General features: G+C 59.0%; 23 protein-coding genes. 15 read left to right on the top strand and 8 right to left on the bottom strand.

The features are described 5' to 3' along the window. The 11 genes from ACYVB2_RS04035 to trpB all read left to right on the top strand — a co-directional run. Positions 1-108, top strand: a 108-nt coding sequence (locus ACYVB2_RS04035) for a zinc ribbon domain-containing protein (protein ID WP_382429761.1), incomplete at its 5' end; no start/stop codon positions are given. Positions 109-406: 298 nt separating this feature from the next. Further along, on the top strand, positions 407-1,906 hold the full coding sequence (gene trpE, locus ACYVB2_RS04030; protein ID WP_382428787.1) for an anthranilate synthase component I: 1,500 nt from the start codon (positions 407-409) through the stop codon (positions 1,904-1,906). Further along, entirely contained in the window at positions 1,903-2,232 is a 330-nt protein-coding gene (locus ACYVB2_RS04025) for a chorismate mutase (protein ID WP_382428789.1), read from the top strand. Before trpE ends, ACYVB2_RS04025 begins: the two co-directional genes overlap by 4 nt. Further along, positions 2,229-2,855: an aminodeoxychorismate/anthranilate synthase component II gene (locus ACYVB2_RS04020; RefSeq protein ID WP_382428791.1), complete on the top strand. Its 627-nt coding sequence runs from the start codon at positions 2,229-2,231 to the stop codon at positions 2,853-2,855. Before ACYVB2_RS04025 ends, ACYVB2_RS04020 begins: the two co-directional genes overlap by 4 nt. Before the next feature lie 104 nt (positions 2,856-2,959). After that, entirely contained in the window at positions 2,960-3,784 is an 825-nt protein-coding gene (locus ACYVB2_RS04015) for an alpha/beta fold hydrolase (RefSeq protein WP_460535357.1), read from the top strand. Positions 3,785-3,850: 66 nt separating this feature from the next. After that, on the top strand, positions 3,851-4,882 hold the full coding sequence (gene trpD / locus ACYVB2_RS04010; protein ID WP_382428795.1) for an anthranilate phosphoribosyltransferase: 1,032 nt from the start codon (positions 3,851-3,853) through the stop codon (positions 4,880-4,882). 16 nt (positions 4,883-4,898) lie between these two features. Continuing rightward, complete coding sequence (locus ACYVB2_RS04005; protein WP_382428797.1) at positions 4,899-5,087, top strand: hypothetical protein; 189 nt, start codon at positions 4,899-4,901, stop codon at positions 5,085-5,087. 161 nt (positions 5,088-5,248) lie between these two features. Continuing rightward, positions 5,249-6,049 carry an indole-3-glycerol phosphate synthase TrpC gene (trpC, locus tag ACYVB2_RS04000; RefSeq protein ID WP_382428799.1) on the top strand — a complete coding sequence of 267 codons (801 nt, stop codon included), beginning with the start codon at positions 5,249-5,251 and terminating at the stop codon, positions 6,047-6,049. Positions 6,050-6,083: 34 nt separating this feature from the next. Next, entirely contained in the window at positions 6,084-6,659 is a 576-nt protein-coding gene (locus ACYVB2_RS03995) for a Tll0287-like domain-containing protein (protein ID WP_382428801.1), read from the top strand. A 14-nt stretch (positions 6,660-6,673) separates the two neighbouring features. After that, positions 6,674-7,387, top strand: a complete 714-nt coding sequence (locus ACYVB2_RS03990) for a uracil-DNA glycosylase (protein WP_382428803.1) — start codon at positions 6,674-6,676, stop codon at positions 7,385-7,387. Positions 7,388-7,474: 87 nt separating this feature from the next. Continuing rightward, complete coding sequence (gene trpB, locus ACYVB2_RS03985) at positions 7,475-8,674, top strand: tryptophan synthase subunit beta (RefSeq protein WP_382428805.1); 1,200 nt, start codon at positions 7,475-7,477, stop codon at positions 8,672-8,674. Here trpB and queA read toward each other — a convergent pair. Then, the gene (queA, locus tag ACYVB2_RS03980) at positions 8,654-9,784 is read right to left on the bottom strand and encodes a tRNA preQ1(34) S-adenosylmethionine ribosyltransferase-isomerase QueA (RefSeq protein WP_382428807.1); all 1,131 of its coding nucleotides are present in this window, start codon (positions 9,782-9,784) and stop codon (positions 8,654-8,656) included. The genes trpB and queA overlap by 21 nt on opposite strands. Positions 9,785-9,977: 193 nt before the next feature. Between queA and ACYVB2_RS03975 the strand changes: the two genes are divergently transcribed. From ACYVB2_RS03975 to ACYVB2_RS03965, 3 genes are all read left to right on the top strand, one after another. Beyond that, on the top strand, positions 9,978-10,745 hold the full coding sequence (locus ACYVB2_RS03975) for a ParA family protein (protein WP_382428809.1): 768 nt from the start codon (positions 9,978-9,980) through the stop codon (positions 10,743-10,745). An 8-nt stretch (positions 10,746-10,753) separates the two neighbouring features. Continuing rightward, positions 10,754-11,524, top strand: a complete 771-nt coding sequence (locus ACYVB2_RS03970; RefSeq protein ID WP_382428811.1) for a 16S rRNA pseudouridine(516) synthase — start codon at positions 10,754-10,756, stop codon at positions 11,522-11,524. A 113-nt stretch (positions 11,525-11,637) separates the two neighbouring features. Continuing rightward, entirely contained in the window at positions 11,638-12,777 is a 1,140-nt protein-coding gene (locus ACYVB2_RS03965; protein ID WP_382428813.1) for a GGDEF domain-containing protein, read from the top strand. A gap of 12 nt (positions 12,778-12,789) precedes the next feature. Here ACYVB2_RS03965 and ACYVB2_RS03960 read toward each other — a convergent pair whose 3' ends face one another. From ACYVB2_RS03960 to ACYVB2_RS03930, 7 genes are all read right to left on the bottom strand, one after another. Beyond that, the gene (locus ACYVB2_RS03960) at positions 12,790-13,131 is read right to left on the bottom strand and encodes an STAS domain-containing protein (protein ID WP_382428815.1); all 342 of its coding nucleotides are present in this window, start codon (positions 13,129-13,131) and stop codon (positions 12,790-12,792) included. 29 nt (positions 13,132-13,160) lie between these two features. Further along, positions 13,161-13,610, bottom strand: a complete 450-nt coding sequence (locus ACYVB2_RS03955) for an ATP-binding protein (protein WP_382428817.1) — start codon at positions 13,608-13,610, stop codon at positions 13,161-13,163. A gap of 10 nt (positions 13,611-13,620) precedes the next feature. Next, on the bottom strand, positions 13,621-15,618 hold the full coding sequence (locus ACYVB2_RS03950) for a PP2C family protein-serine/threonine phosphatase (protein WP_382428819.1): 1,998 nt from the start codon (positions 15,616-15,618) through the stop codon (positions 13,621-13,623). A gap of 7 nt (positions 15,619-15,625) precedes the next feature. After that, positions 15,626-16,063, bottom strand: a complete 438-nt coding sequence (locus ACYVB2_RS03945; RefSeq protein ID WP_382428821.1) for a phosphate ABC transporter substrate-binding protein — start codon at positions 16,061-16,063, stop codon at positions 15,626-15,628. A 9-nt stretch (positions 16,064-16,072) separates the two neighbouring features. Then, positions 16,073-17,437, bottom strand: coding sequence for a porin (locus ACYVB2_RS03940; RefSeq protein WP_382428823.1), 1,365 nt, complete (start codon positions 17,435-17,437; stop codon positions 16,073-16,075). Positions 17,438-17,530: 93 nt separating this feature from the next. Beyond that, entirely contained in the window at positions 17,531-18,484 is a 954-nt protein-coding gene (locus ACYVB2_RS03935; RefSeq protein ID WP_382428825.1) for a 1-phosphofructokinase family hexose kinase, read from the bottom strand. After that, positions 18,481-19,797 (bottom strand): HD-GYP domain-containing protein, encoded by a 1,317-nt coding sequence (locus tag ACYVB2_RS03930; RefSeq protein WP_382428827.1) that lies wholly within the window; start codon positions 19,795-19,797, stop codon positions 18,481-18,483. The genes ACYVB2_RS03935 and ACYVB2_RS03930 overlap by 4 nt, the downstream gene beginning before the upstream one ends. Before the next feature lie 362 nt (positions 19,798-20,159). Here ACYVB2_RS03930 and recG point away from each other — a divergent pair, with 362 nt between their 5' ends. After that, on the top strand, positions 20,160-22,298 hold the full coding sequence (recG, locus tag ACYVB2_RS03925; protein WP_460535344.1) for an ATP-dependent DNA helicase RecG: 2,139 nt from the start codon (positions 20,160-20,162) through the stop codon (positions 22,296-22,298). Positions 22,299-22,310: the final 12 nt, after the last annotated feature.

Raw genomic sequence — 22,310 nt, 5'->3', positions numbered from 1 at the left:
TGGAAGTGCAGCGATTGCGGGGCGGAACACGACCGCGATGTGAATGCAGCACGCAACATTCTCGCGGCGGGGCATCGCCGTCTAGCAGTAGGAATCCCCGTCCTTTAGGGCGGGGAGGATGTCAATGGGATGCAAGGCCCAAGAGTCCCTTGCTGTGGGTTTGGCAGAAGCCTGTTTGCTACACTTTGGCCCATGTTCATCCACCGCGTGTTCATCGCAGGTCAAAGTGACCGGGGAGCTTGGCCCTGGCGTCGCTCTGTCTATTGCTGCGCTTGATGCGTGCGGGCATGGCCCTGCACGCCCCCGTGGTCTCCCCTGGCTCTAGCGGAGGCCGATTGCATGAACACTGTGGCACTGCGTCTTTGTCCACGCCAGCATGTGCCGCCCCAGCAGGGATCTATCCCCCGTGATCACAGAATCTGAATTTCACCATTTGGCCCAACAGGGCTACAACCGTATTCCGCTCATGGCCCAAGCCTTTGCGGACTTAGAAACCCCACTCTCGCTGTATCTCAAATTGGCGCATAGCCAAGATGGCGGTCAACGCAGCTTTTTGCTGGAATCGGTAGTGGGGGGCGAACGCTTTGGCCGTTACAGTTTTATTGGCTTGCCTGCGCGCACTTTGCTGCGCGCCAGTGGCTTTGGCCACGCCGCCCACACCGAAGTAGTGACCGATGGTGTGGTGATAGAGACCGCCACGGGCAATCCGCTGGACTTTATCGCCCAATACCAGCAGCGTTTCAAGGTGGCTCTGTTGCCCGGATTGCCGCGCTTTTGTGGTGGCTTGGCGGGCTACTTTGGTTACGACGCCGTGCGCTATATCGAGAAAAAACTCGAAGCCAGTTGCCCCCCCGATACTTTGGGTTGCCCTGATATTTTGCTGTTGCAATGCGAAGAGCTGGCGGTAATTGACAACCTGTCGGGCAAGCTGTCTCTGATTGTTTATGTCGACCCGGGTCAGCCCCAAGCCTACGCCCAAGCACAGCAGCGCCTGCACCAGCTCAAACAGCGGTTGCAAGCGCCCGTGGTGGCCCCGGTGGTGCAAGCCAGCACCAGCCACCCGGCCCAGCGCAGCTTTGCCAAAGACGACTACTTAGCCGCTGTGGCCCATGCCAAAGAGTTGATTGCGGCAGGCGACTTTATGCAGGTGCAGGTGGGCCAGCGCATTCACAAAACGTATACCGAATCGCCGCTGAGCTTGTACCGCGCCCTGCGTTCGCTCAATCCATCGCCCTATATGTATTTTTACAATTTTGGCGATTTTCAGGTGGTGGGCTCTTCGCCCGAGATTTTGGTGCGCCAAGAGCAAACCCCCGAGGGGCAAAAAGTCACCATCCGCCCACTGGCCGGTACGCGCCCGCGCGGAGCCACGCCCGAGCAAGACAAAGCCGCCGAGGTCGAGCTCATCAACGACCCGAAAGAGCGCGCTGAACATGTGATGCTGATTGACTTGGCCCGCAACGATATTGGCCGCATCGCCCAAATTGGCAGCGTCAAAGTGACCGAAGCCTTTGTGGTGGAACGCTACAGCCATGTGATGCACATTGTCAGCAACGTGGAGGGCATCCTCAACGAGGGCATGACCAGCATGGATGTGCTCAAAGCCACCTTCCCAGCAGGCACCCTGACGGGCGCACCCAAAGTCCATGCGATGGAGTTGATTGACCAGTTGGAACCGAGCAAACGTGGCATTTATGGCGGTGCCTGTGGCTACCTGAGCTACGCGGGCAATATGGATTTGGCGATTGCCATCCGCACCGGCCTGATCAAAGACGGCACGCTGTATGTGCAAGCCGCAGCGGGAGTGGTGGCCGACTCGGTGCCCGAGCTGGAATGGAAAGAAACCGAACACAAGGCCCGCGCCCTGCTGCGTGCCGCAGAACTGGTAGAGGAGGGCTTGGAATGACCCGTGCCATCGACAACGTGCAGCACTGCACCACCATGCAAGACGTGCGCCGCCACATAGATGCTTTGGACGATGTGTTGGTGCCCCTGCTGGTGCAACGCACCGGCTACATGACCCAAGCCGCCCGCATCAAGCAAGACCCATCGCAAGTGCGCGACGAGGAGCGCATCGAAGCCATCGTCGCCCGTGTGCGCGCCAGTGCGGCCCTGCATGGTGGTTTGCCCGATGTGATGGAGGCCATTTACCGCAGCCTGATGGAGCATTCGATTGCCCACGAGCACAGCGAATTTGCCCGCCTGCACACACCCCAAGGAGCGCGGCCATGAAACTCTTGATGGTTGATAACTACGACAGCTTTACCTACAACATCGTGCAATATTTTGGCGAGTTGGGGGCCGAGGTAGCAGTGTTTCGCAATGACGAAATTACCGTCGCCGACATTCAGGCCCGGTTAGATGCTGGAGAACTGGATCGGTTGGTGATTTCGCCGGGGCCATGTTCTCCGGCAGAGGCAGGCATTTCGGTGGCAGCCATTCAGCATTTTGCAGGCAAGCTGCCAATTTTGGGGGTCTGCTTGGGCCACCAAGCGATTGGGGCGGCCTTTGGTGGCAAGATTGTGCGGGCGCAGCAGCAAATGCACGGCAAAACCAGCGTCATCACCACCACACAGCAGGGCGTATTTGCGGGCCTGCCTGCGCAATTTACCGTCAACCGTTACCACTCATTGGCAATTGAGCGGGCTAGCTGCCCCGACAGCCTAGAGATTACCGCCTGGACGGATGATGGCGAAATCATGGGCGTACGCCACAAAACCTTGGCCGTGGAGGGGGTGCAGTTTCATCCCGAGAGCATCCTGACCGAGCACGGTCATGCCATGTTGCGCAACTTTTTGCAGCAGCGTGGGGTTGGATGCGGCCCCACCGAGCCAGCAGCACCACCGATGTTGTAGTCGTTTGTCATCTACAAAATGATGGGTAAGCTTACGTTGACGTAAACGTCAACTATGATGGGGGTTCTCTTTCGGTCTCATCAACCGGGTCAACCCCCATGGTCATGCCTCCTACCGTTCAGCACATCACTGCCCAAGATCAATGGGTGTCCGTCCCGCAGGGGAGCCTGCGGGTGCGCGTTTGGTCGCCACCAGCACGGCTCTCTCAAGTGCCCATCATCTTGCTGCACGATTCTTTGGGCAGCATTGTGCTGTGGCGTGATTTTCCGGCAGCACTGTGTGCGGCCACTGGGCGGCAGGTCATTGCCTATGATCGGCTGGGCTTTGGGCAGTCCAGTCCGCACTGGGGCAAGCTGCCATTGGATTTTGTGCTGCAAGAGGCCGAAGGCAGTTTTGCTGCCGTGCGCCAGCAATTGGGCGTGGGGCGTTTTGTGCTGTTCGGTCACAGTGTAGGGGGTGGTATGGCCGTGGGGTGTGCTGCCCGGTTTCCGGAGGCCTGTGAGGCGTTGATCACCGAATCTGCCCAGGCATTTGTGGAAGACCGCACCATTCAAGGCCTAGAGCAAGCCAAGGTGTTTTTTGGCGATGCCGAACAGATGGCCCGTTTGCACAAGTACCACGGTGACAAGGCGGCTTGGGTGCTGGATGCTTGGATCGGCTCTTGGTTGCATCCTGCATTTGCCGATTGGTCGTTGGCGCCTGCACTGCCTTTGGTGGCCTGCCCGGTGCTCGCCATTCATGGTGTGGACGATGAATATGGCTCGCCACGCCACCCGCAGCAGATCGTGCAACAGGTGGTAGGGCCAGCGCAGCTGGCACTGATGCCAGAGACCCAGCATGTGCCCCACCGTGAAAGGCCCGCACAAGTGCTGGCCTTGGTGGCTGATTTTCTACGGGAGCCTCTGGATGGCAGAGGGGCCGGACGTTGACGCTAGACTAGAAGACTGGCACCCCCAGCCCGTGGGTTGCAGTCTTCTCCCTTCTCTGTCAGAACCATGTCTATCACCCCCCAGCAGGCGCTACAGCGCACCATTGAGCACCGCGAAATCTTTCACGACGAAATGCTGCACCTGATGCGGCTCATCATGCGTGGTGAACTCTCGCCCGTGATGACGGCGGCCATCGTCACGGGCTTGCGCGTGAAGAAGGAAACCATTGGCGAGATTGCGGCTGCTGCCCAAGTGATGCGCGAGTTCTCGCACAAGGTGCAAGTGGCAGATGCCACCCATCTGGTCGATATTGTGGGCACGGGTGGTGATGGGGCCAATACCTTCAATATCTCCACCTGCGCTACCTTTGTCATTGCGGCCGCGGGTGGCAAAGTGAGTAAGCATGGTGGGCGCGGCGTGAGCAGCAAGAGCGGCAGTGCCGATGCCATGGAGGCTCTGGGCGTACAAATCAATCTGACGTCGGAGCAGATTGCGCAGTGCATTGCTGACGTGGGCGTGGGCTTTATGTTTGCACCCAACCACCACCCAGCCATGAAGAATGTGGCTCCGGTGCGCAAGGAGTTGGGGGTGCGCACCATCTTTAATATTCTGGGGCCACTGACCAATCCAGCCAGCGCCCCCAATATTTTGATGGGGGTGTTCCATGAAGATCTGGTGGGTATCCAGGTGCGGGCCTTACAGCGTTTGGGCGCTGAACATGCACTGGTGATTTACGGTCGCGATGGACTCGATGAGATCAGCCTAGGTGCCTCCACCTTGGTGGGGGAGCTCAAAAACGGCCAAATCATCGAGTACGAAATTCACCCCGAAGATTTTGGCCTACCGATGGTAGGCACCCGCCAATTGCGGGTCGATACCCCAGAGCAGTCCCGCGCTATGGTGTTGGATGTGTTGGCAGGCAAAGCGGGCCCGGCACGCGATATTGTCTGCTTGAACGCTGGGGCGGCGCTGTATGCAGCCAATGTAGCTGACAGCATTGCCGATGGGTTGGTGCTGGCACAACGAGCCATTGACAGTGGCGCTGCCCAAGCCAAGTTGGAGGCGCTGGTGGCCTACACACAAAAAATAGCGGCCTAAGCCCCGAAAGCACACTATGTCCACCAGCCTTTGGGATGCGCCAATTTGGCAGGACTCCGGCACTTGGATTGTGCTGGGTATTTCATTGTTGTTTTTGGTGGTGGGGGTGGTGATGCACCGCATCATCATGAAGGTGGTGCGTTCACCCCAGGCGCCACCGCAGCCCTTGGCCCCCGGTCAAGACGAATCGACACCACCACCTTAATCTCTATGGGGTGCGATGGGCTGTTGTGCGGTGTACCGGGCTCAATGATTGGCAGAGCGCCTGACGGTGGGGGCTATGGTGTCTGCCGGAATGGCCCGACAATCCGTGGCTGAAATGCGGTACACCGCGGCGGTGTGCTGCCCCTACCAGGAACCCTCACCATGTCCGACATTCTGAAAAAAATCTGCGACGTCAAAGTACAGGAGGTCGCTGCGGCAAAAAACCGCAAATCTTTGTCTGCCATGCGCGCCGATGCCGAAAGCCGTGTGTTAACCCGCGACTTTGTGGGCGCCCTGCGTGCCAAGATCTCGCTGGGCCAAGCGGCGGTGATTGCCGAAGTGAAGAAGGCCAGCCCCAGCAAGGGCGTGATCCGTGCCGACTTCATTCCTGCCGACATTGCACAAAGCTATGCTGAGGGCGATGGCAAAGTCAGTGCTGCTTGCCTGTCGGTGCTGACCGATCGCTCGTTTTTTCAGGGCAGCATTGACGCCCTCAAGCAAGCACGGGCCAGTTGTCAGTTGCCGGTGTTGCGCAAGGATTTTTTGGTGGATGCCTACCAAGTGTATGAATCCCGTGCCATGGGTGCCGATGCCATCTTGTTGATTGCTGCTTGCTTGGACGATGCACAGATGCAAGACTTTGAAGCGATTGCCCGCAGCCTAGACATGGCGGTTTTGGTGGAAGTGCATGATGGCGCGGAATTGGAGCGCGCCCTCCAGCTCAAGACGCCATTGCTGGGCATCAACAACCGCAACCTGCGTACCTTTGATGTGAGCTTACAAACTACGCTGGACTTACAGCGTCATGTGCCACAAGATCGGTTGTTGGTCACTGAGTCGGGCATTCTGACGCCTGCCGATGTCCAAACGATGCGCAGCGCCGGTGTCCATGCCTTCTTGGTGGGGGAGGCTTTTATGCGAGCCCCCGAACCAGGGCTGGAGCTGGCCAAGCTGTTTGCCTGATGGTTTTGTTGCAGGAGCACAAAAGGAGCACCCAATGAGAAAAATAGTCACTTTGCTGTCTATGGTGGCGGGGGTGGTAGCGGTCATGCCAGTCTGGGCGCAGGAGGACAAGCTGCTGGCACAGGCGCGTAGCATTGCTACCGAGATACCGCCCAAGCTGTTGGCCGTGCTGCAAGACGAAATGGCCAAGGCAGGGCCAGAAGGGGCGATGGGGGTTTGCCGTGAAAAAGCACCGCAAATGGCCAAGGCTGCTTCAGAAAAGACGGGCTGGCACATCCGCCGTGTCAGCCTGAAAAACCGCAATCCAAACGCCACGCCTGACGCCTGGGAAACCGCGGTGCTGCAAGAGTTTGACCAGCGTCAGGCTGCGGGCGAAGCGCCTGCCACGCTGGAAAAAGGCGAGGTCGTGGTGGGCGATGGCAATGTACGCACCTACCGCTATATCAAGGCGCTGCCTACGCAAACCCTGTGTCTCAGTTGCCACGGCAACCCCGAGCACCTGAGTCAGAGCTTCAAGGCCAAGCTGCACGAGCTGTACCCACACGACAAAGCCACTGGCTATGCTCCAGGGGACATTCGTGGTGCCATCACGCTGAAGCGGACACTATGAACGCTGACAGTGCTATGAACCCGTCCGTTGTTCTTCCTACCCAACTCCAAAGCGCAAATCCTGCCGATTGGCCTGTGGCCCCTGGTTGGCAAGCCTTGGTAGACGGGTTTTTTGCCAGCACTGCGGGGCAGAAGTTGCTGGCCTTTTTGCAGGCGCGCTTGCAAGCCGGGGCCGTTGTTTTTCCACCGTGGCCCTTGCGGGCGCTGGAGTTGACGCCAACCGAGTCTGTACGTGTGGTCATTTTGGGGCAAGACCCTTACCATGGGCGCGGGCAGGCCGAGGGGCTGGCATTTTCAGTGGCTCCTGGTGTGGCACTGCCGCCATCGCTGCGCAATATCTTTAAGGAGTTGCAGCGCGATTTGGGTACGCCTTGGCCTGCTTTTCCACAGCCGGGAGGCAGCTTGGTCAAGTGGGCAAAAAATGGGGTGTTGTTGCTCAACACCTGCCTGACGGTGGAGGAAGGACAGGCCGCCAGCCACTCGGGCAAGGGTTGGGAGCGCCTGACCGATGCCGTTATTGCCCAAGTAGCACAGGGGCCACGCCCAGTGGTGTTCATGCTCTGGGGATCGCACGCACAGTCCAAACGGGCTTTGATTCCCACAGACCGGGGGCATTTGGTGCTGTGTGCCAACCATCCGTCGCCGTTGTCGGCGCTGCGTCCGCCGGTGCCCTTTATAGGGTGTGGGCACTTTGGGCAGGCACGGGCTTTTCGGCAGGCACAGTCCTAACAACTGCTTGGGGAGGTGCAAGGGTGGTGAAAGGGCTGATGTGACAATGCGCAGCTACGCTTTTTTTACCCCCATCAGGAGACACCAATGGAGCACCAGTTTTTGGACATGCCCGATAGCCAAGGTTATTTTGGCGAGTATGGCGGCCAGCTCATTCCGCCAGAACTCAAGGCGGTCATGGACGACATCAACACTGCTTATGACCAAGTGCGCCAAACCGCAGCCTTTCAGGATGAATTGGCCGAGCTGTACGCCCACTATGTGGGTCGTCCCAGCCCCATTTTCCATGCCAAGCGGCTGTCACAGCGCCAAGGCGGCGCGCGCATTGTGCTCAAGCGCGAAGACCTGAACCACACCGGTGCGCACAAAATCAACCACTGTTTGGGCGAGGCATTGCTGGCCAAGCACATGGGCAAAACCAAGGTGCTGGCCGAAACCGGCGCTGGTCAACATGGTGTGGCGCTGGCCTCGGCTTGCGCTTTGGTGGGGATTGAGTGCGAAATCCACATGGGCGAAATCGACATCGCCAAAGAGCATCCCAACGTCACCAAAATGAAGATTTTGGGCTGCAAGCTGGTGCCGGTCACACGCGGCACACGTACGCTCAAAGACGCTGTGGATAGCGCGTTTGAAGAGTACCTGAAAGACCCGGTCAATTTCTTCTACGCCATTGGCTCGGTGGTCGGGCCGCACCCATTCCCGAAGATGGTGCGCGACTTCCAAAGCATTGTGGGGCGCGAAGCCCGTGCCCAGTGCTTGGCGCAGCATGGCCGCTTGCCCGACATGGTGGTGGCTTGTGTGGGCGGTGGCTCTAACGCGATGGGCATTTTTACCGAATTTTTGCCCGACGAAGCGGTGCAACTGGTGGGCGTAGAACCTGCTGGCAAGGGCTTGGACACCCCCGACCATGCTGCCACGATGGCACGCGGTACCAAGGGGGCGATCCACGGTTTTGCCTGCTACACCTTGCAAGATGCACAAGGCGAGCCGCTGCCGGTGTACTCGATTGCCTCCGGCTTGGATTACCCCGGCGTGGGGCCGCAGCACTGCTACCTCAAAGACATTGGCCGCGTGAACTACGAAAGCATCACCGACGATGAGTGCCTCGATGCCTTTATGACGCTGTCGCGCACCGAAGGCATCATCCCGGCGCTCGAAAGTGCCCACGCCGTGGCCTATGCCATGAAGGTCGCCAAAACCATGTCGCCCGAGCAGACCATTTTGGTCAATCTGTCGGGCCGTGGCGATAAGGACGCCGATTTCGTCTCACAGCGTCTGGGGCGTTGATCGTTCCGTGTCGGCGCGGCGCTCCAACAACATGGCATCGCCATAGCTGAAGAAGCGGTAATTGCGCTTGATAGCGTAGTGGTACAGCCCCATCACTTGCGCATAACCGGCAAATGCGCTGACCAACATCATCAACGTGCTCTTGGGCAGGTGAAAGTTGGTCAGCAGCAGGTTGACCACCTGAAAGTCAAACCCCGGTGTGATAAAGATATTGGTGTCGCCACTGGTTTGGCCCGAGCGTGCCCACGACTCCAGTGTGCGCACAGTGGTGGTGCCCACCGCCACCACCCGGCCCCCGCGCTGGCGGCAGCGTTCCAGTGCTGCCAAGGTGGCCAGTGGTATTTCGTACCATTCGCTGTGCATTTGATGCTCGGCCAGATTTTCGGTTTTCACGGGCTGGAAGGTGCCTGCCCCCACATGCAGCGTCACGCTGGCCCGTTCAACGCCTTGGGCAGCCAGTGCAGCCAGCACCGTATCGTCAAAGTGCAGCGCCGCTGTAGGTGCTGCCACAGCACCTGGGGTGCGGGCAAACACGGTTTGGTAGCGTTGGGTGTCTTGGGCAGCGTTGGGGTCGTTGCCTTCGGCTTGCTGGCGTTCAATGTATGGGGGCAGCGGCAAGTGGCCGTGGCGCTCCATCAATGTCCACGCATTTTCGTGGGCTGGGCCGTGCAGTGCAAAGCGAAACAGCGGGCCGTTCTCATCGGGGTAGCGCCCGAGCAGCACGGCATCAAAGCCCCCGTGGTGGCTACCTCCTGCCATGTGCAGGGTAGCGCCGGGCTGGGGTTTTTTGCTCACCTTCATGTGCGCCACCACCTCATGGTCGGAGAGCACCCGTTCAATCAGCAGTTCTAGCTTGCCGCCGCTGGATTTCTCGCCAAAAATGCGCGCCTTGAGCACACGGGTATCGTTAAACACCAACAAATCACCGGCCCGCAGCAGGCTGGGCAGTTCGCGGAAAATGCGGTCTATTGGTTGTGCGCCACGGCCATCCAGCAAGCGCGAAGCACTGCGTTCGGGGGCCGGGTGCTGGGCAATATGCTCTGGGGGCAGCTCAAAATCAAAATCACTGAGGGTGAATGCGGTGGAGACGGTAGCAGAAAAATCAGTCATGGGGCTTGAGGGCCGAACAGGCCCGTACCAAGAATAAACAGGAAAAATACGCCAAGCCTCAAGGGGGCGCGGCACGATTGTCCCACGGTGGCTGTCCCATAATCGCTGCGCTGCGGGTGTGTGCCATGCCTGTGGTCGCGTGCCACCATGCCGTTGGTGGTGTGTCTTTTTAGCGTCCAAGGAATCCAGTGCCATGTCTCTTGTCGTGTTCAACCAGAAAGGTGGAGTAGGCAAATCCACCATCACCTGCAATCTGGCCGCCATCAGTGCTAGCCAAGGGCTGCGCACCTTGGTGATCGATCTGGATTCGCAGGGCAACTCGAGTGCTTATTTGCTTGGGGCTGCGCCTGCGCCGGCACAGCCTGGGTTGGCCCATTTCTTTGAGCAGACACTGGGCTTTAGCTTGCGTCCCCTGCCCCCCAGCCATTTTGTGCAGCCAACACCGTTTGAGCGCCTGCACCTGATGGCCTCCAGTCCGCTGCTTGATGAGTTACAGACCAAACTCGAATCGCGCCACAAAATCTACAAGTTGCGTGAGGCAGTGCAAGCTTTGGTGCAAGACTATGACCGCATCTATATCGACACGCCCCCGGCACTCAATTTTTATACCCGTTCGGCGCTGATGGGGGCCACGGGTTGTTTGATTCCGTTTGATTGTGACGATTTCTCCCGTCAGGCGCTCTATACCCTGCTAGCCAATGTGCAAGAGATTCGTACCGACCACAACCCCAGCTTGCAGGTGAAGGGGATCGTGGTTAATCAATTTCAGGCCCGTGCCAGTCTGCCCCGGCGGTTGGTGCAGGAGCTGCTAGACGAGGGCTTGCCCGTTTTGCAGCCCTACCTTCCCCAATCGATCAAAGTGCGCGAGTCACACCAGCAGGCCACCCCTATGATTTACCTCGATTCTCGGCACAAGCTCACCGAGGCATTTATGGCTTTGCACCAAACCCTGACCGTATAAATTGGCCCATGCAGTTACAAGATATTCTTTATTCGCAAGGTTTTGGCACCCGTCGCGTGTGTGCTGGTTTGGTGCAGCAGGGCTGGGTGGATGTTTATGATGCTGGGCCAGACCAGCCGCCCGTGCAGTGCTTGGATGCCAGTGCCGATTTTGCCCCTGAGGGCTTGCACTTTCGGGTGCAGGGTGTGGATTGGGCCTACTTTGCCCATGCTTATGTGATGCTGCACAAGCCCGCAGGCACCGAGTGCTCGCAAAAGCCGTCCACTTATCCCAGCATTTACACCCTGTTGCCCGCCCCCTTGCGCCAGCGGCCCGTCAAAAGTGCCATTCAGGGCGTACAAGCGGTGGGGCGTTTAGACCAAGACACCACAGGTCTGTTGTTGCTCAGTGACGACGGCCAGTTTATCCACCGCATGAGTTCGCCGAAGAAGCATGTGCCCAAGGTGTACCGTGTCACGGCCAAACACGCCATTACCCCAGAGCAAATTGAGCGCCTGCTGGCAGGCGTGGTGCTCGATGATGATCCTAAACCGGTGCGCGCTGCTGCCTGCGTCTTGGTCGATGCCCACTGCCTAGACCTGACCCTGACCGAAGGCAAATACCACCAAGTCAAGCGCATGTTGGCAGCCGTGGGCAACCGGGTAGAGGGGTTGCACCGCAGTCGCATTGGTCAGTTGGCCCTGCCGCAAGACTTGGCCCCCGGCCAATGGCGTTGGTTGAGCGCACAAGATTTGCAGCGTCTGACCATGACTGCCGATAATCCACCGTCCGCGGGGTGAAAGTTCTGTCTTGGCCCAACGCCATAATGGTGCATAGACCTTGTGGTGCTGGGCTTGGTGCCTGTCACAGCCTTTGCGGCACCCTTATTTTGTAAAGAAACGAGTCTGCCGCTATGGATACCTTTGTTTGGGATCAGAACTTTGTTACCGGCTTGCCCGATGTGGATGAGCAGCACCACGCTTTGGTGGATTTGTTCAACGAGCTGAGCCGTTCACTGTTCTTGAGCGACGAGTCCCAGGAGACGGTGCTCAGTGAGATTTTTGAGCGTTTGGTGGCCTATACCGAATACCACTTCAGCGATGAAGAAGTGCTGATGGAGGCAGAAGGGGTAGACCCGCGCCATGTGTTGGCACACAAGGGCTTGCACCAGCAGTTTGTAGCCCAAGTGCATGCCATGTGGCAACAGCGCCATTTGATGGCCGACCCTGCCGAAACCTTTGTCGGTTTTCTGACTTCGTGGTTGGGGATGCACATTTTGGGCATAGACCAGTCGTTGGCTCGCCAAATTGTGCTGATCCGTCAAGGCATGTCGGCGGCCCAAGCCTTTGAGCAAGAAAACTCCGGCCACGACAATGGCACCCAGGCATTGCTCAAGATGATTGGCAAGCTCTACCATGTGCTTTCGGCACAGAACACGGAATTGGCGCAGGCCAACCAGTTGTTGGAAGATCGTGTGGCCAGGCGCACACGCGAGCTGGCCCAGGCCAATGAAGAGCTGCAACAAGCCAATTTGCGTTTGGAGGCTTTCTCTCGCACCGATGGCTTATTGCAGATTGCCAACCGCGCCTATTTCAATGATCGTTTGGCCCAGACCTGTGCCAGTGCTGCTCGGCGGCAGGAGCCAGTGGGGCTGTTGATGATCGATGTGGATTTTTTCAAACGCTACAACGACACCTACGGCCATCAGGCGGGCGATGCTTGTTTGCAAGCGGTAGCACGGGCTGTGCAAAACGCCACCCAACGCACCACCGATCTGGTGGCCCGTTATGGTGGCGAGGAACTGGCGGTTATTTTGCCCGACACTGACGCCCAAGGCACTGCCGAGGTGGCGCGGCGGGTCGTGGCCGCCGTGCTGGCTTTGGGGCGTGAACACAAGGCCTCAGATGCTGCACCCTATGTGACGGTGAGTGTGGGCGCGGCCAGCCAAGTGCCCGAAGGGGCCGAAGCCGACCAAGAACTGCTGGGCAATGCCGATGCGGCGCTCTACCGGGCCAAGGAGGCAGGGCGCAACTGCTGGCTGCTGTCAGTCTGAGCGCACCCCGTACTAGGCCAGCAGCGCCTGGGCGCTGGCCTGGTCGTTGGCTACTTCCAGAATTTTCAGAAAACCACTGATCTCAAACACTTCACGCACATGCGGGGCCATGCCGCACAGCACCAGCCGCGCTTGGGCTTGTTTGGCCCGTTTGGCGGCCATCAGCACAATGCGCAAACCCGCACTGGAGATGTAGTCCAGTGCCGTCAGATCGACGATGGCATGGCGTCCGGGGGTATCAAACAGGGGTGTGAGGGACTTTTCCAGCGCACCAGCGGTGGCGCTGTCCACACGGCCCACAATACAGGCCACACGTGCCGTGCCCAGTTCTGAAATCGTACATTCGAGAGCCATTCTCTTCTTTCTTGGAAACAAACAAAAACTCAGGCATCCTTGCGCAGCGTTTTGAGCAGCACAATCAGGTTGCCGCTGCCGTCGTAGTAGGTGCGGGCGTCGTCCATCAGGGTTTTGACCAGATGCACACCCAAACCACCGACTTGGCGCTCTTCCAGATCCAGCTCCAGATCGGGGGATGGCACCTCCACAAAGGGATCAAACTGGGGCGCATCGTCTTTGATGATGATCTCTAGCCATTCATCAGACATGCTCATGCGCACTCGGATCACCCGGTCTTCAGCACCTTGAAGCCCATGCAGGATGGTGTTGGTGATCAGCTCGTCAAGGCACAGATTGGCCGAAAAGGCCAAGTCGCTGCGCTCTGGCAGTGCATCTTCTACCGCACTGGCCAGTTTTTCGAGCTCTTCCAGCCGCGCTGGCAATGGGTAGTCCAGCAGCAGTGTCTTTTGGCGAAGTTCGGGCAGTGGGCCGTCCATCAGGAGCTCCTTACTTTCTACAGAGAATCAGGCAGGTCAGGTCGTCCGAAGCTTCGGCACCATTGACGAATTGTTCCACATCGCGCACCAGTGCAGCTACCAGTGCTGCCGGGCCTTGTTCGGGTTGGGCCTGCACTAGCCAGTGGTGCAGGCGGGCATCGCCATAGGCTTCGTTGGCGGGAGAGAAGGCTTCGGTGACGCCATCGGTATAGAGCACCAGCGTGTCACCAGGAGCCAGGGTGATGTGCTGATCCAGGTAGCGCATGTCTGGGAACACCGCCAGCGCCAAGTCGTGTACGCTGGGCAGCACTTGCACTTCGCCGTGGGCTTGGCGCAGCAGCGGCGGGTGGTGTCCTGCACTGGCGTAGCTCAGGCTGCCATCGCGTGGATCAAAAATGCCGTAGCAGGCCGTGACAAACAAATCCATTGGATTGCGCTCGCACAGCAAATCGTTGGCTTGGGCCAAAACCTGGTGTGGAGGCTGGCCGGTCATGGCCAAGTCCAGCAGTACGGTGCGTGATACCGCCATGAAGAATGCTGCCCCTACGCCTTTGCCTGAGACATCAGCCACCAAAATCCCATAGCGGCCATCAGGCAGCATGAAACCATCGTAAAAGTCGCCGCCGAGTTCGCGGGCCGGAAACATGATAGCGTGAACGGCCCAACTGGCTTCATCGGGGAATTGTTGCGGCAAGATCGCCAACTGCATGGCGCGGGCCAAGTTCAGTTCTTCTTGTACCCGGTCGCCTACAGCGCGCAGCTGCTCGTTCTTTTCGGCCAGTTCTGCCGTGCGGGCCTGCACTTGGGTTTCTAGTTCGCGTTCGCGCGATTCGTTTTGCTCGCGAATCACGTCCAACAGGCGGCCAAACTCCCCAGCCACCGTGTTGAAGTTACGCGCCACCAGCACCAGCTCGTCTTGGGTGTCAATTTGGATGCGGGTGTCTAGGCGGCCTGCGCAGAAAGCATCAGTGCCCTTTGAGAGGCTGCGCAGTGAATGCAGGGTAGACAGGTAGATGCCCACAAACAGGTAGGCAATGGCCGCCAGTGCGCCTACCAGCAGCGCGGCAATTGTCCACTGTGTGTGTTTGAGCCGGGTGATGCGCTCCAGCAGGTGGGCATCGGCTGTGTGTGTCAGGGCTTGTAGCAGTTCGCGGGCACGCTGTTGGTTGTTGTGGGCCAGTTGCCGCAATTCGTCCAAGGCGTCGGGGTTGTCTAGGGTTTTGTCAGCGGCATCTTGCTGGGCAACAATGCCTACCAGCAGTGCCTCTAGTGGCGTGGGCACCGCGCTGGCTGTGGGGTGGTGTGCCATCAGTTGGGCAACTCCAGCCTTGAGGCCGGGCATCGATTCGGTCAGTACCACTTGGGCACCCAAGGCGTAGGAGGCCATGTCGCCGGTATTCAGGGTCAGGGCATCTTGCTGTTTGCCCAGGGTGTCGAGCACCAGTGGCAGGCGGCTGGTTAGCAGCTCAAAGGTGGCATCCAGTTCTGGATCGACGTTCAGCCGATAAACGCGGGCACTGGACTGCACTACCCCCAACATGGCATTGATGGCACCGTTCAGTACCGCAAAGCGCCGCTGTGGAGTGGCGCTGCTGTCGAGTTGTTGCACTTGTTGCCAGCGGTTGTGCAGTTGCGCCCAAGGCCCATCTGGGGTTGCCAGCGGTGGGGGGGCCAGTGGGGTGAGCGCCTGGGTAACCTGGGGCAGTGATGTCAGTGTGGTGCCGCGCACTGCCTGATCACGCAACTGCACCATTTGTGCCAGCACCTCGGCTTGGGCAGCAAAGGCCCGCAAACCCGCACGTTCCGTATCGGCGGTTTCGCGGGCTTGGCGGGCTTGTTGCCACAGTGGCATGCTCAACGAAGCCATTGCCAGCAGCACCACGATCCCGATCAGCAGGTATTTGCGGGAAAAGGTCAAGCGCCCGGACAGCCAGATGGCCGGGGCAAACAAACGCAGAGCCAGCCGTGCCGCACGGCTGGCCCATAAGCTGTCCAAGGGGCGTTGCACTGTGGGCTTACGGGGTTGAGTGGGGGTCTAACACTACCTTCACATTCCCTTCGGCACTTTTTCTGTCGATGTAGCCAATGGCGCCAGGGGTTGCTTGAACGGCCTTGCTGACATCGGCAGCGGTGGCCACTTCGCGCGGCGGAAATCCCATGCCAGTAAACGCCTGCCGTGCCCAATAGGCCCGCAATTGGCCTGGGCTACGCCCAGTCACTTTGGAGTAGAACTCCATGCGCAGGGGGGCACCTTCTTTGATATCAATAGGCTGAATGGGCTTGCCATCAGGCCAAGTCTGCACCTGTTTGAGAAAGATCTGTGTCGCTTGGCTGGGGTCGAGTTTTTCTACCGGCACAGCACGGTGGGCAATGACCACTACCGAGCCTTGTGCCAATGCTGGCAAGGGGGGCGTTAAGGCCATACTCAGAAGCGCAATATGCAAGGGTTTCATAGCCAAACCTTAGAAAACAACATCCAGCACCACACTCACCAGGTTGATCCGGTTGTTGATCGGCAGCCTCAAATTGGCAAACGGCCCGGGGTGATAAGGGTTGGGGGTTTTGAAACGGTCGTATTGCACTTTGAGGGCCATGTTGTCATGAAAATCCCAGCGCACGCCCACGGTGGCGGAACGGGAGGATTTTTGTGTGCCCGAGGCAGCCTCATCGAGGCTGCCTTTGAGTTGTGCCAGCCCTGCATCCAGTTGGGGATGCAAGCCAGTAGGCCCAAGGGCGCTGGTATCGAGGACAGGCGTTTTGCGCTGCTGGCGGGCTATGCCCACATAGGGCGTGAAATCGCCAACGCTGCGGCCCACGCTCAGGTGGTAGCTGTCGGCCCGGCCCAACATGGCCGATCCAGAGTGAAACCGTGCCCATTCTCCCATCACGGCCCAGCCATCCCAGTTGGCGTTGAAGCCCACACTGGTATAAATGGGCGAGCTGTCAAAGGGGTTGGTATAGCCCAAGGCGGCTTGGGCCTTGTTGTTGAGACTGGTACGCAAGGGGGCTGGTAGCATGGGGTTGGCAGCCAAGGCCGACAACCCGCCCGCCATTTGTGCCAGACCGGCATTGAGCTGATCTACCTGGGATGAGCGCAGTGTGGTGCTGTTGACCCAAGTGCGCGAGGCACGCAGCGTGACATGGGGCAGGGTGACACTGGCGGCCAAACCCTTGAGGCCGCTGAGTTCGTTGTCAGACTCAATCACCGGGTTGGCGCTGTTGAAGCGGATTTTGTAACTGCTGCTACCAGCATAGCCTTGCAGCAGCAATGCGGTATTGCCTAAAGAGTGGCGCCATTGCACATCGCCACCATCAATGGCAATGACACTGTTGGCAATCCAGTACACGGGCAGGGGGGGGCGTACCGTCATGTTGGCGTAGCCGATTTCGGTGATGTCGGAATCAAAGTACAGCGGACTGCGGTAGCGGCCTACCCGCACGGCCAAGTCTGGCCCCAGTTGTTGGCGCACATAGCCCATGCGCAGTTTGGGCTCCATGTTTTCGCCAGCACGGCCCACTGCTTGCAGTACCGCCGAGGTGGACTCAGCCATTTGCCAGTTTAACTGCACCCCCAGCACGGAATCCAGATTGCCTGAGATGCCACGGTGGGCTAAGGATTTTTGGTCGAACGAGAACACCATGCCCACATCGTCATTGCGGTGGTGTGTTACGCCCAAGGTGGCAAACCCCGACAGTTTGAGCGTTGGTGGAAGGGGGCTGGTCGTTTCAGACTCTTGTGAATATGCGGGTGCCAGTATGGTCAGTGACAGCAACAGGGCACTCAGAGCCAGATGGTGCGGGAGCTGTCGTGCGGAGGTTTCCTGCATGGGCGGTTTGGTGGAAAGAGGCGGCAGAGGGCAACCAGAAAGTATTGGAGCAGCGGAGACTGTAGAAAATATACGGGGCCAGCCCCACCTTGGCTAGCATAATTTGGCTACAGAATGCACACGAACCTGTGGCTGTAGCCGGTGGATGTCGTGGGGTTGGGCCAAACGGGTTCCCCCAGACAGCAGGGCCGCCGTGCCCCCAGCTACCCCCCAAGCCAGTGCCTGGGCTGGGGGGTGGTCTTGTGCCAGCGCCCAGACCAGCGCCGCCAGAAAGCAGTCACCAGCACCCGTGGTGCCCTCATCGGTAGGCACTGTCAGGGCCGCTGCTTGCCAAACGCCTGCAGGGGTGGCTAGCAAGGCGCCTTGTTCGCCCAATGACAACGCCACCATTTGCGCTTGCCCTTGCGCTACTAGGCTGTGCGCTGCAATAGCCCATTGCGCTGGCTGTGCCAGTGCTTGTCCAGTCAGTTCGCGCAGTTCGCGCAGACTGACCTTGAGCAGACCAACCCCTGCCTGCAAGGCACTGCTTAGGGCCGGGCCTGACGTGTCCAGCACCAACTGCTGGTTTTGGTGGCGGGCCTGTCGTGCCAACTGGGCGTAAAAATCATCAGGCACCCCCGGTGGTAGGCTGCCGCTGGCTACCAGCCACTGTGGTCTGGGTTGCACAGCGGCCAGGCCATGCAGGCAGGCTTGCCATTCGGCGGTTTGCACTTTGGGGCCAGGCAACACGAAGCGAAATTCCTGTCCGGTGCTGTCTTCTATGACCGAAAAGTTTTCGCGGGTTTGCCCGGCAATGGGTTGGGCTTGGGTCTGCACCCCTTCTGCTTGCAACAGGGTTTGCAAACGCTCGCCGGTGGGGCCACCTGCCAAATACCATGCCTGTACCGGGCTGCCCAGTCGGTGCAGCACCCGTGCCACATTGATACCGCCCCCGCCGGGGTAGTGCTCTGCGGTGGTGCAGCGCAGTTTGTGGGTAGGCCGCACTTGTGGGGTGCGGGTCGCCATGTCTAAGGCAGGATTGAGGGTGAGGGTCAGGAAGGTGCTCATGCCGCAGAAGGGGGGGCTGGTGCCAGCGTGTGGTGGTGGGAAATATCAAACCCTGACCAAAGCCGGATCAAATCAGGAAAGTGCCATTGTTCTGGGTCTTCTCGGGCAGTGATTTTTTCGTTGCAGCCAGGTTGACTCAGGTCTATGGTTTCTGGGGGGATACGTTGTTTGGTGCGGGTGCAGTAGAACACTTTGACCCACGGCGCTGTCAGGGTGCTCCGGTTCTGGTCAGTCACCACCCCCAGTCGCTCGGAACTCAGCCGAACCAGAGAGCCCGCCGGATAAATGCCGATGCTCTTGACGAAGGCATGAAAAAGTTGGAGGTCGAAATGGCCTTCGCTCCACTGGGCCATGCGCCGCAGCGACTCGGCGGGGTCCCAACCCGCCTTGTAGGGGCGGTTGGAGGTGATGGCATCGTAGACATCGCAGATGGCCGTCATTTTGGCGATCAGGTGGATGTGCTCACCTGTGAGTCCGTCTGGGTAGCCTGTGCCATCAATCTTTTCATGGTGGTGCCGACAAGCGTCCAGCACGGCCACATCGGTTTTGCCACCTTGGCGCAGCATCTCCCAACCCGCCACCGGGTGGTGGCGCACCACGGCAAATTCAGCATCGGTGAGCTTGCCGGGTTTGTTCAGCACATGCAACGGAATGGTGGCCTTGCCCAGATCGTGCAGCAGTCCTGCCATGCCAGCAATGCGGGTCTGTTCTGCATCCAGTTGTAGTTGGCGGGCCAGTGCAACCATCAGCGCACACACGGCCACCGAGTGCATGTAGGAATAGTCATCCGCCGTTTTGAGCCGTGCCAAGCTGATCAGTGCGCCGGGGTTGCGAATGACAGAGGAGGAGATGTCTTCCACCAGATCGCGCATGCGGTGGGTGTCGGTGGCCTTGCCCAGCCGTGCCTCGTTGAACATGGAGGCGACAGCAGTTTTGGACTGTCGGCAAATGGCCGCGGCCGTCTCCAGTTCTTGCGCCATGCTGGTGGGACGCTGGTCACGCAGTGCGGACGGTGGTGGCACAGAGGCCCGCGTTTCGGTGGTGACCGGCCCATCGTTCAGGTGCTGGAAGGTGTTTTCGACCTGGGCTTCAGCCTCTGCTTGCGAGGTGGACGCAATGCCTGGGGCAACGTCTAGCCCGCGCCCTACATCGATCCAGACTTCCTTGATGGTGGTGGCTCGGATACTGGCCAGATCTTTGGGGTCTGTCAGGGTGAACTGGGTGCGCCAGAAAGGATGCTCCATCCATGAGCCACAAAACTCATGGATGTGCATTCCCAAGGTGAGATGCTGAACATGGATGCGTTTGAGCATGGCAATTTTCTTCGGGTACGAACAGGCAGGACTTTGGGGGCATTGTGGCGCGAAAATAACAAATTGTTGCATTTGGAGCGCCATTGAATGCCAACAGAGTACTGGCCCATACGGCAGATTGTGGTGGTAGCCACCGTGGTGGTTGCTGCGCACAATTCAGGTGGCCATCGCCACTGCTTCAGCATAAGTCCATATGGTCGGGTTTGGACATCCTCTCCCCCCTAAAAGATGGCGATTCCTACGGTGGGATGGCGATGTCCCGCCGCGAGAACGTTCTGTGTTGCATTCGTATCGTGCCCCGCAGTCGCTATGGGGTCAGCAATATGGCGGTTGCGCTACCTGCTATCGGTCAGAATCTCTGTATGCCTGCCGCGCCCTCTGCTCCTGCCCACCCATCCCCTGCGCCTGCAACCTTGAGCGGGCCGCAAAAAGCGTTGCGCAAACTCGGGCTGGTGCGCTCTATTGATTTGGCGTTGCATTTGCCCCTGCGTTATGAGGATGAAACCCGCATTGTTCCATTGAGCCAAGCCCGTGATGGTCAGACGGTACAGATCGAGGCCACGGTGACCACGTCAGAAATTGTGCTGCATCCACGCCGCCAGTTGCGGGTGTTGGTCGATGATGGTACGGGCACCTGTGAGCTGCGTTTTTTCACCTTTTATCCATCGCAACAAAAGACCATGGCGGTGGGGGTGCGCTTGCGGATTCGGGGTGAAGTCAAAGGGGGCTTCTGGGGTCGGCAAATGCTGCATCCAGCCTTTCGGCTGGCGGGGGGGGAGCTGCCGGTGGCCTTGACGCCAATTTATCCGACCACTGCGGGCCTGCCCCAGCCATACCTGCGCCGCGCCATTGTTATGGCGTTGGGCCGGGTAGACCTGTCTGAAACTTTGCCCTCTAGGGCACCCTCTCCCCCTTTGCAATGGCATGACCCTATCGGTAGTGGTCAGGCTCTGTGGACTTTGCGTGAGGCACTGGTGTTTTTGCACCATCCGGCACCGGATGTGGCATTAGCCACATTAGAAGACCACAGCCACCCGGCTTGGCAACGCCTCAAGGCCGAGGAGTTGTTGGCACAGCAGCTTTCACAGGCACAGTCCCGCCGTGAACGGGCGCAGTTGCGTGCTCCGGTGTTACAGACCCGTGGGGCCGGGCCACAGACTTTGTCTCTGCCCGAGCAGCTGTTGGCGGTCTTGCCCTTTGCGTTGACGCCAGCCCAGCGCCGTGTGGGGGAAGAAATTGCCCGTGATTTGGCCCGCCCGGTGCCCATGCACCGGCTGTTGCAAGGCGATGTGGGTTCGGGAAAAACCGTTGTGGCCGCGCTGGCCGCCACCATTGCCATCGATGCGGGTTGGCAGTGCGCCCTGATGGCACCGACCGAAATTCTGGCCGAGCAGCACTTTGCCAAACTGATTGGCTGGCTAGAGCCGATTTTGGCAGCACGTGGTCAATCGGTGGCTTGGCTGGTGGGTGGGCAAAAAAAGAAAGAGCGCACAGCCATGCTCGAGCGTATTGAGAATGGAGAGGCGGCCTTGGTTGTTGGCACCCATGCTGTGATTCAGCAACAGGTGCGTTTCAAAAATCTGGCATTGGCCCTGATTGACGAGCAGCACCGTTTTGGCGTGGCCCAGCGGTTGGCATTGCGGCAAAAGTTGGCGGCGCATGGCATGGAGCCACATTTGTTGATGATGACGGCCACCCCCATTCCGCGCACTTTGGCCATGAGTTACTACGCCGATTTGGATGTATCGGTGATGGACGAGCTGCCGCCAGGGCGCACACCCATTGTGACCAAAACCATTAGTGATAGCCGCCGTGATGAACTCATTGCGCGTTTGGGGGCGCAGATTGCCGCTGGGCGGCAAGCCTATTGGGTGTGCCCGCTGATCGAAGAAAGCGAGGCACTCGACCTGTCTAATGCCACGGCCACCCATGCCGATTTGTCTGCGGCCTTGCCAGGGGTGCAGGTGGGGCTGCTGCACTCACGCATGCCCAGTGCCGAGAAAAAAGCAGTGATGGCCGCTTTCAGTGCTGGACAGATGGGGGTGTTGGTGAGCACCACCGTGATTGAGGTGGGCGTAGACGTGCCCAATGCCAGCCTGATGGTGATTGAACACGCCGAGCGTTTTGGCTTGAGCCAGTTGCACCAGTTGCGTGGCCGGGTGGGGCGGGGGGCAGTGGCTTCGGCCTGTGTGTTGCTTTATTCCACCGGCGACAGTGGCCGCTTGGGTGAGGTAGCCCGTGAACGTTTGCAGGCGATGGTTGAGACCAACGATGGCTTTGAAATTGCCCGCCGCGATTTGGAGATTCGTGGCCCTGGCGAATTTTTAGGCGCGCGCCAATCTGGGGATGCCATGTTACGCTTTGCCGACCTGCGCACAGATACCCTGCTGTTGGATTGGGCCAGAGCATTAGCACCACAGATGCTGGAGCAACACCCCGAGTTGGCCCAACGCCACATTGCCCGCTGGCTGGGTGGTAAGGCTGAGTTCCTTAAAGCCTAATGCGTGGCAGGG

The organism is Giesbergeria giesbergeri (assembly GCF_054779375.1).
This window is presented reverse-complemented; position numbering and strand designations above follow the sequence as displayed.

Excerpts from the sequence above, each read along its gene's own strand:
- ACYVB2_RS04025 (WP_382428789.1), top strand. The coding sequence starts at position 1,903 with ATGACCCGTGCCATCGACAACGTGCAGCACTGCACCACCATGCAAGAC.
- ACYVB2_RS04020 (WP_382428791.1), top strand. The coding sequence starts at position 2,229 with ATGAAACTCTTGATGGTTGATAACTACGACAGCTTTACCTACAACATC.
- ACYVB2_RS04015 (WP_460535357.1), top strand. The coding sequence starts at position 2,960 with ATGCCTCCTACCGTTCAGCACATCACTGCCCAAGATCAATGGGTGTCC.
- trpD (WP_382428795.1), top strand. The coding sequence starts at position 3,851 with ATGTCTATCACCCCCCAGCAGGCGCTACAGCGCACCATTGAGCACCGC.
- ACYVB2_RS04005 (WP_382428797.1), top strand. The coding sequence starts at position 4,899 with ATGTCCACCAGCCTTTGGGATGCGCCAATTTGGCAGGACTCCGGCACT.
- trpC (WP_382428799.1), top strand. The coding sequence starts at position 5,249 with ATGTCCGACATTCTGAAAAAAATCTGCGACGTCAAAGTACAGGAGGTC.
- ACYVB2_RS03995 (WP_382428801.1), top strand. The coding sequence starts at position 6,084 with ATGAGAAAAATAGTCACTTTGCTGTCTATGGTGGCGGGGGTGGTAGCG.
- ACYVB2_RS03990 (WP_382428803.1), top strand. The coding sequence starts at position 6,674 with ATGAACCCGTCCGTTGTTCTTCCTACCCAACTCCAAAGCGCAAATCCT.
- trpB (WP_382428805.1), top strand. The coding sequence starts at position 7,475 with ATGGAGCACCAGTTTTTGGACATGCCCGATAGCCAAGGTTATTTTGGC.
- queA (WP_382428807.1), bottom strand. The coding sequence starts at position 9,784 with ATGACTGATTTTTCTGCTACCGTCTCCACCGCATTCACCCTCAGTGAT.
- ACYVB2_RS03975 (WP_382428809.1), top strand. The coding sequence starts at position 9,978 with ATGTCTCTTGTCGTGTTCAACCAGAAAGGTGGAGTAGGCAAATCCACC.
- ACYVB2_RS03970 (WP_382428811.1), top strand. The coding sequence starts at position 10,754 with ATGCAGTTACAAGATATTCTTTATTCGCAAGGTTTTGGCACCCGTCGC.
- ACYVB2_RS03965 (WP_382428813.1), top strand. The coding sequence starts at position 11,638 with ATGGATACCTTTGTTTGGGATCAGAACTTTGTTACCGGCTTGCCCGAT.
- ACYVB2_RS03960 (WP_382428815.1), bottom strand. The coding sequence starts at position 13,131 with ATGGCTCTCGAATGTACGATTTCAGAACTGGGCACGGCACGTGTGGCC.
- ACYVB2_RS03955 (WP_382428817.1), bottom strand. The coding sequence starts at position 13,610 with ATGGACGGCCCACTGCCCGAACTTCGCCAAAAGACACTGCTGCTGGAC.
- ACYVB2_RS03945 (WP_382428821.1), bottom strand. The coding sequence starts at position 16,063 with ATGAAACCCTTGCATATTGCGCTTCTGAGTATGGCCTTAACGCCCCCC.
- ACYVB2_RS03940 (WP_382428823.1), bottom strand. The coding sequence starts at position 17,437 with ATGCAGGAAACCTCCGCACGACAGCTCCCGCACCATCTGGCTCTGAGT.
- ACYVB2_RS03935 (WP_382428825.1), bottom strand. The coding sequence starts at position 18,484 with ATGAGCACCTTCCTGACCCTCACCCTCAATCCTGCCTTAGACATGGCG.
- ACYVB2_RS03930 (WP_382428827.1), bottom strand. The coding sequence starts at position 19,797 with ATGCTCAAACGCATCCATGTTCAGCATCTCACCTTGGGAATGCACATC.
- recG (WP_460535344.1), top strand. The coding sequence starts at position 20,160 with ATGCCTGCCGCGCCCTCTGCTCCTGCCCACCCATCCCCTGCGCCTGCA.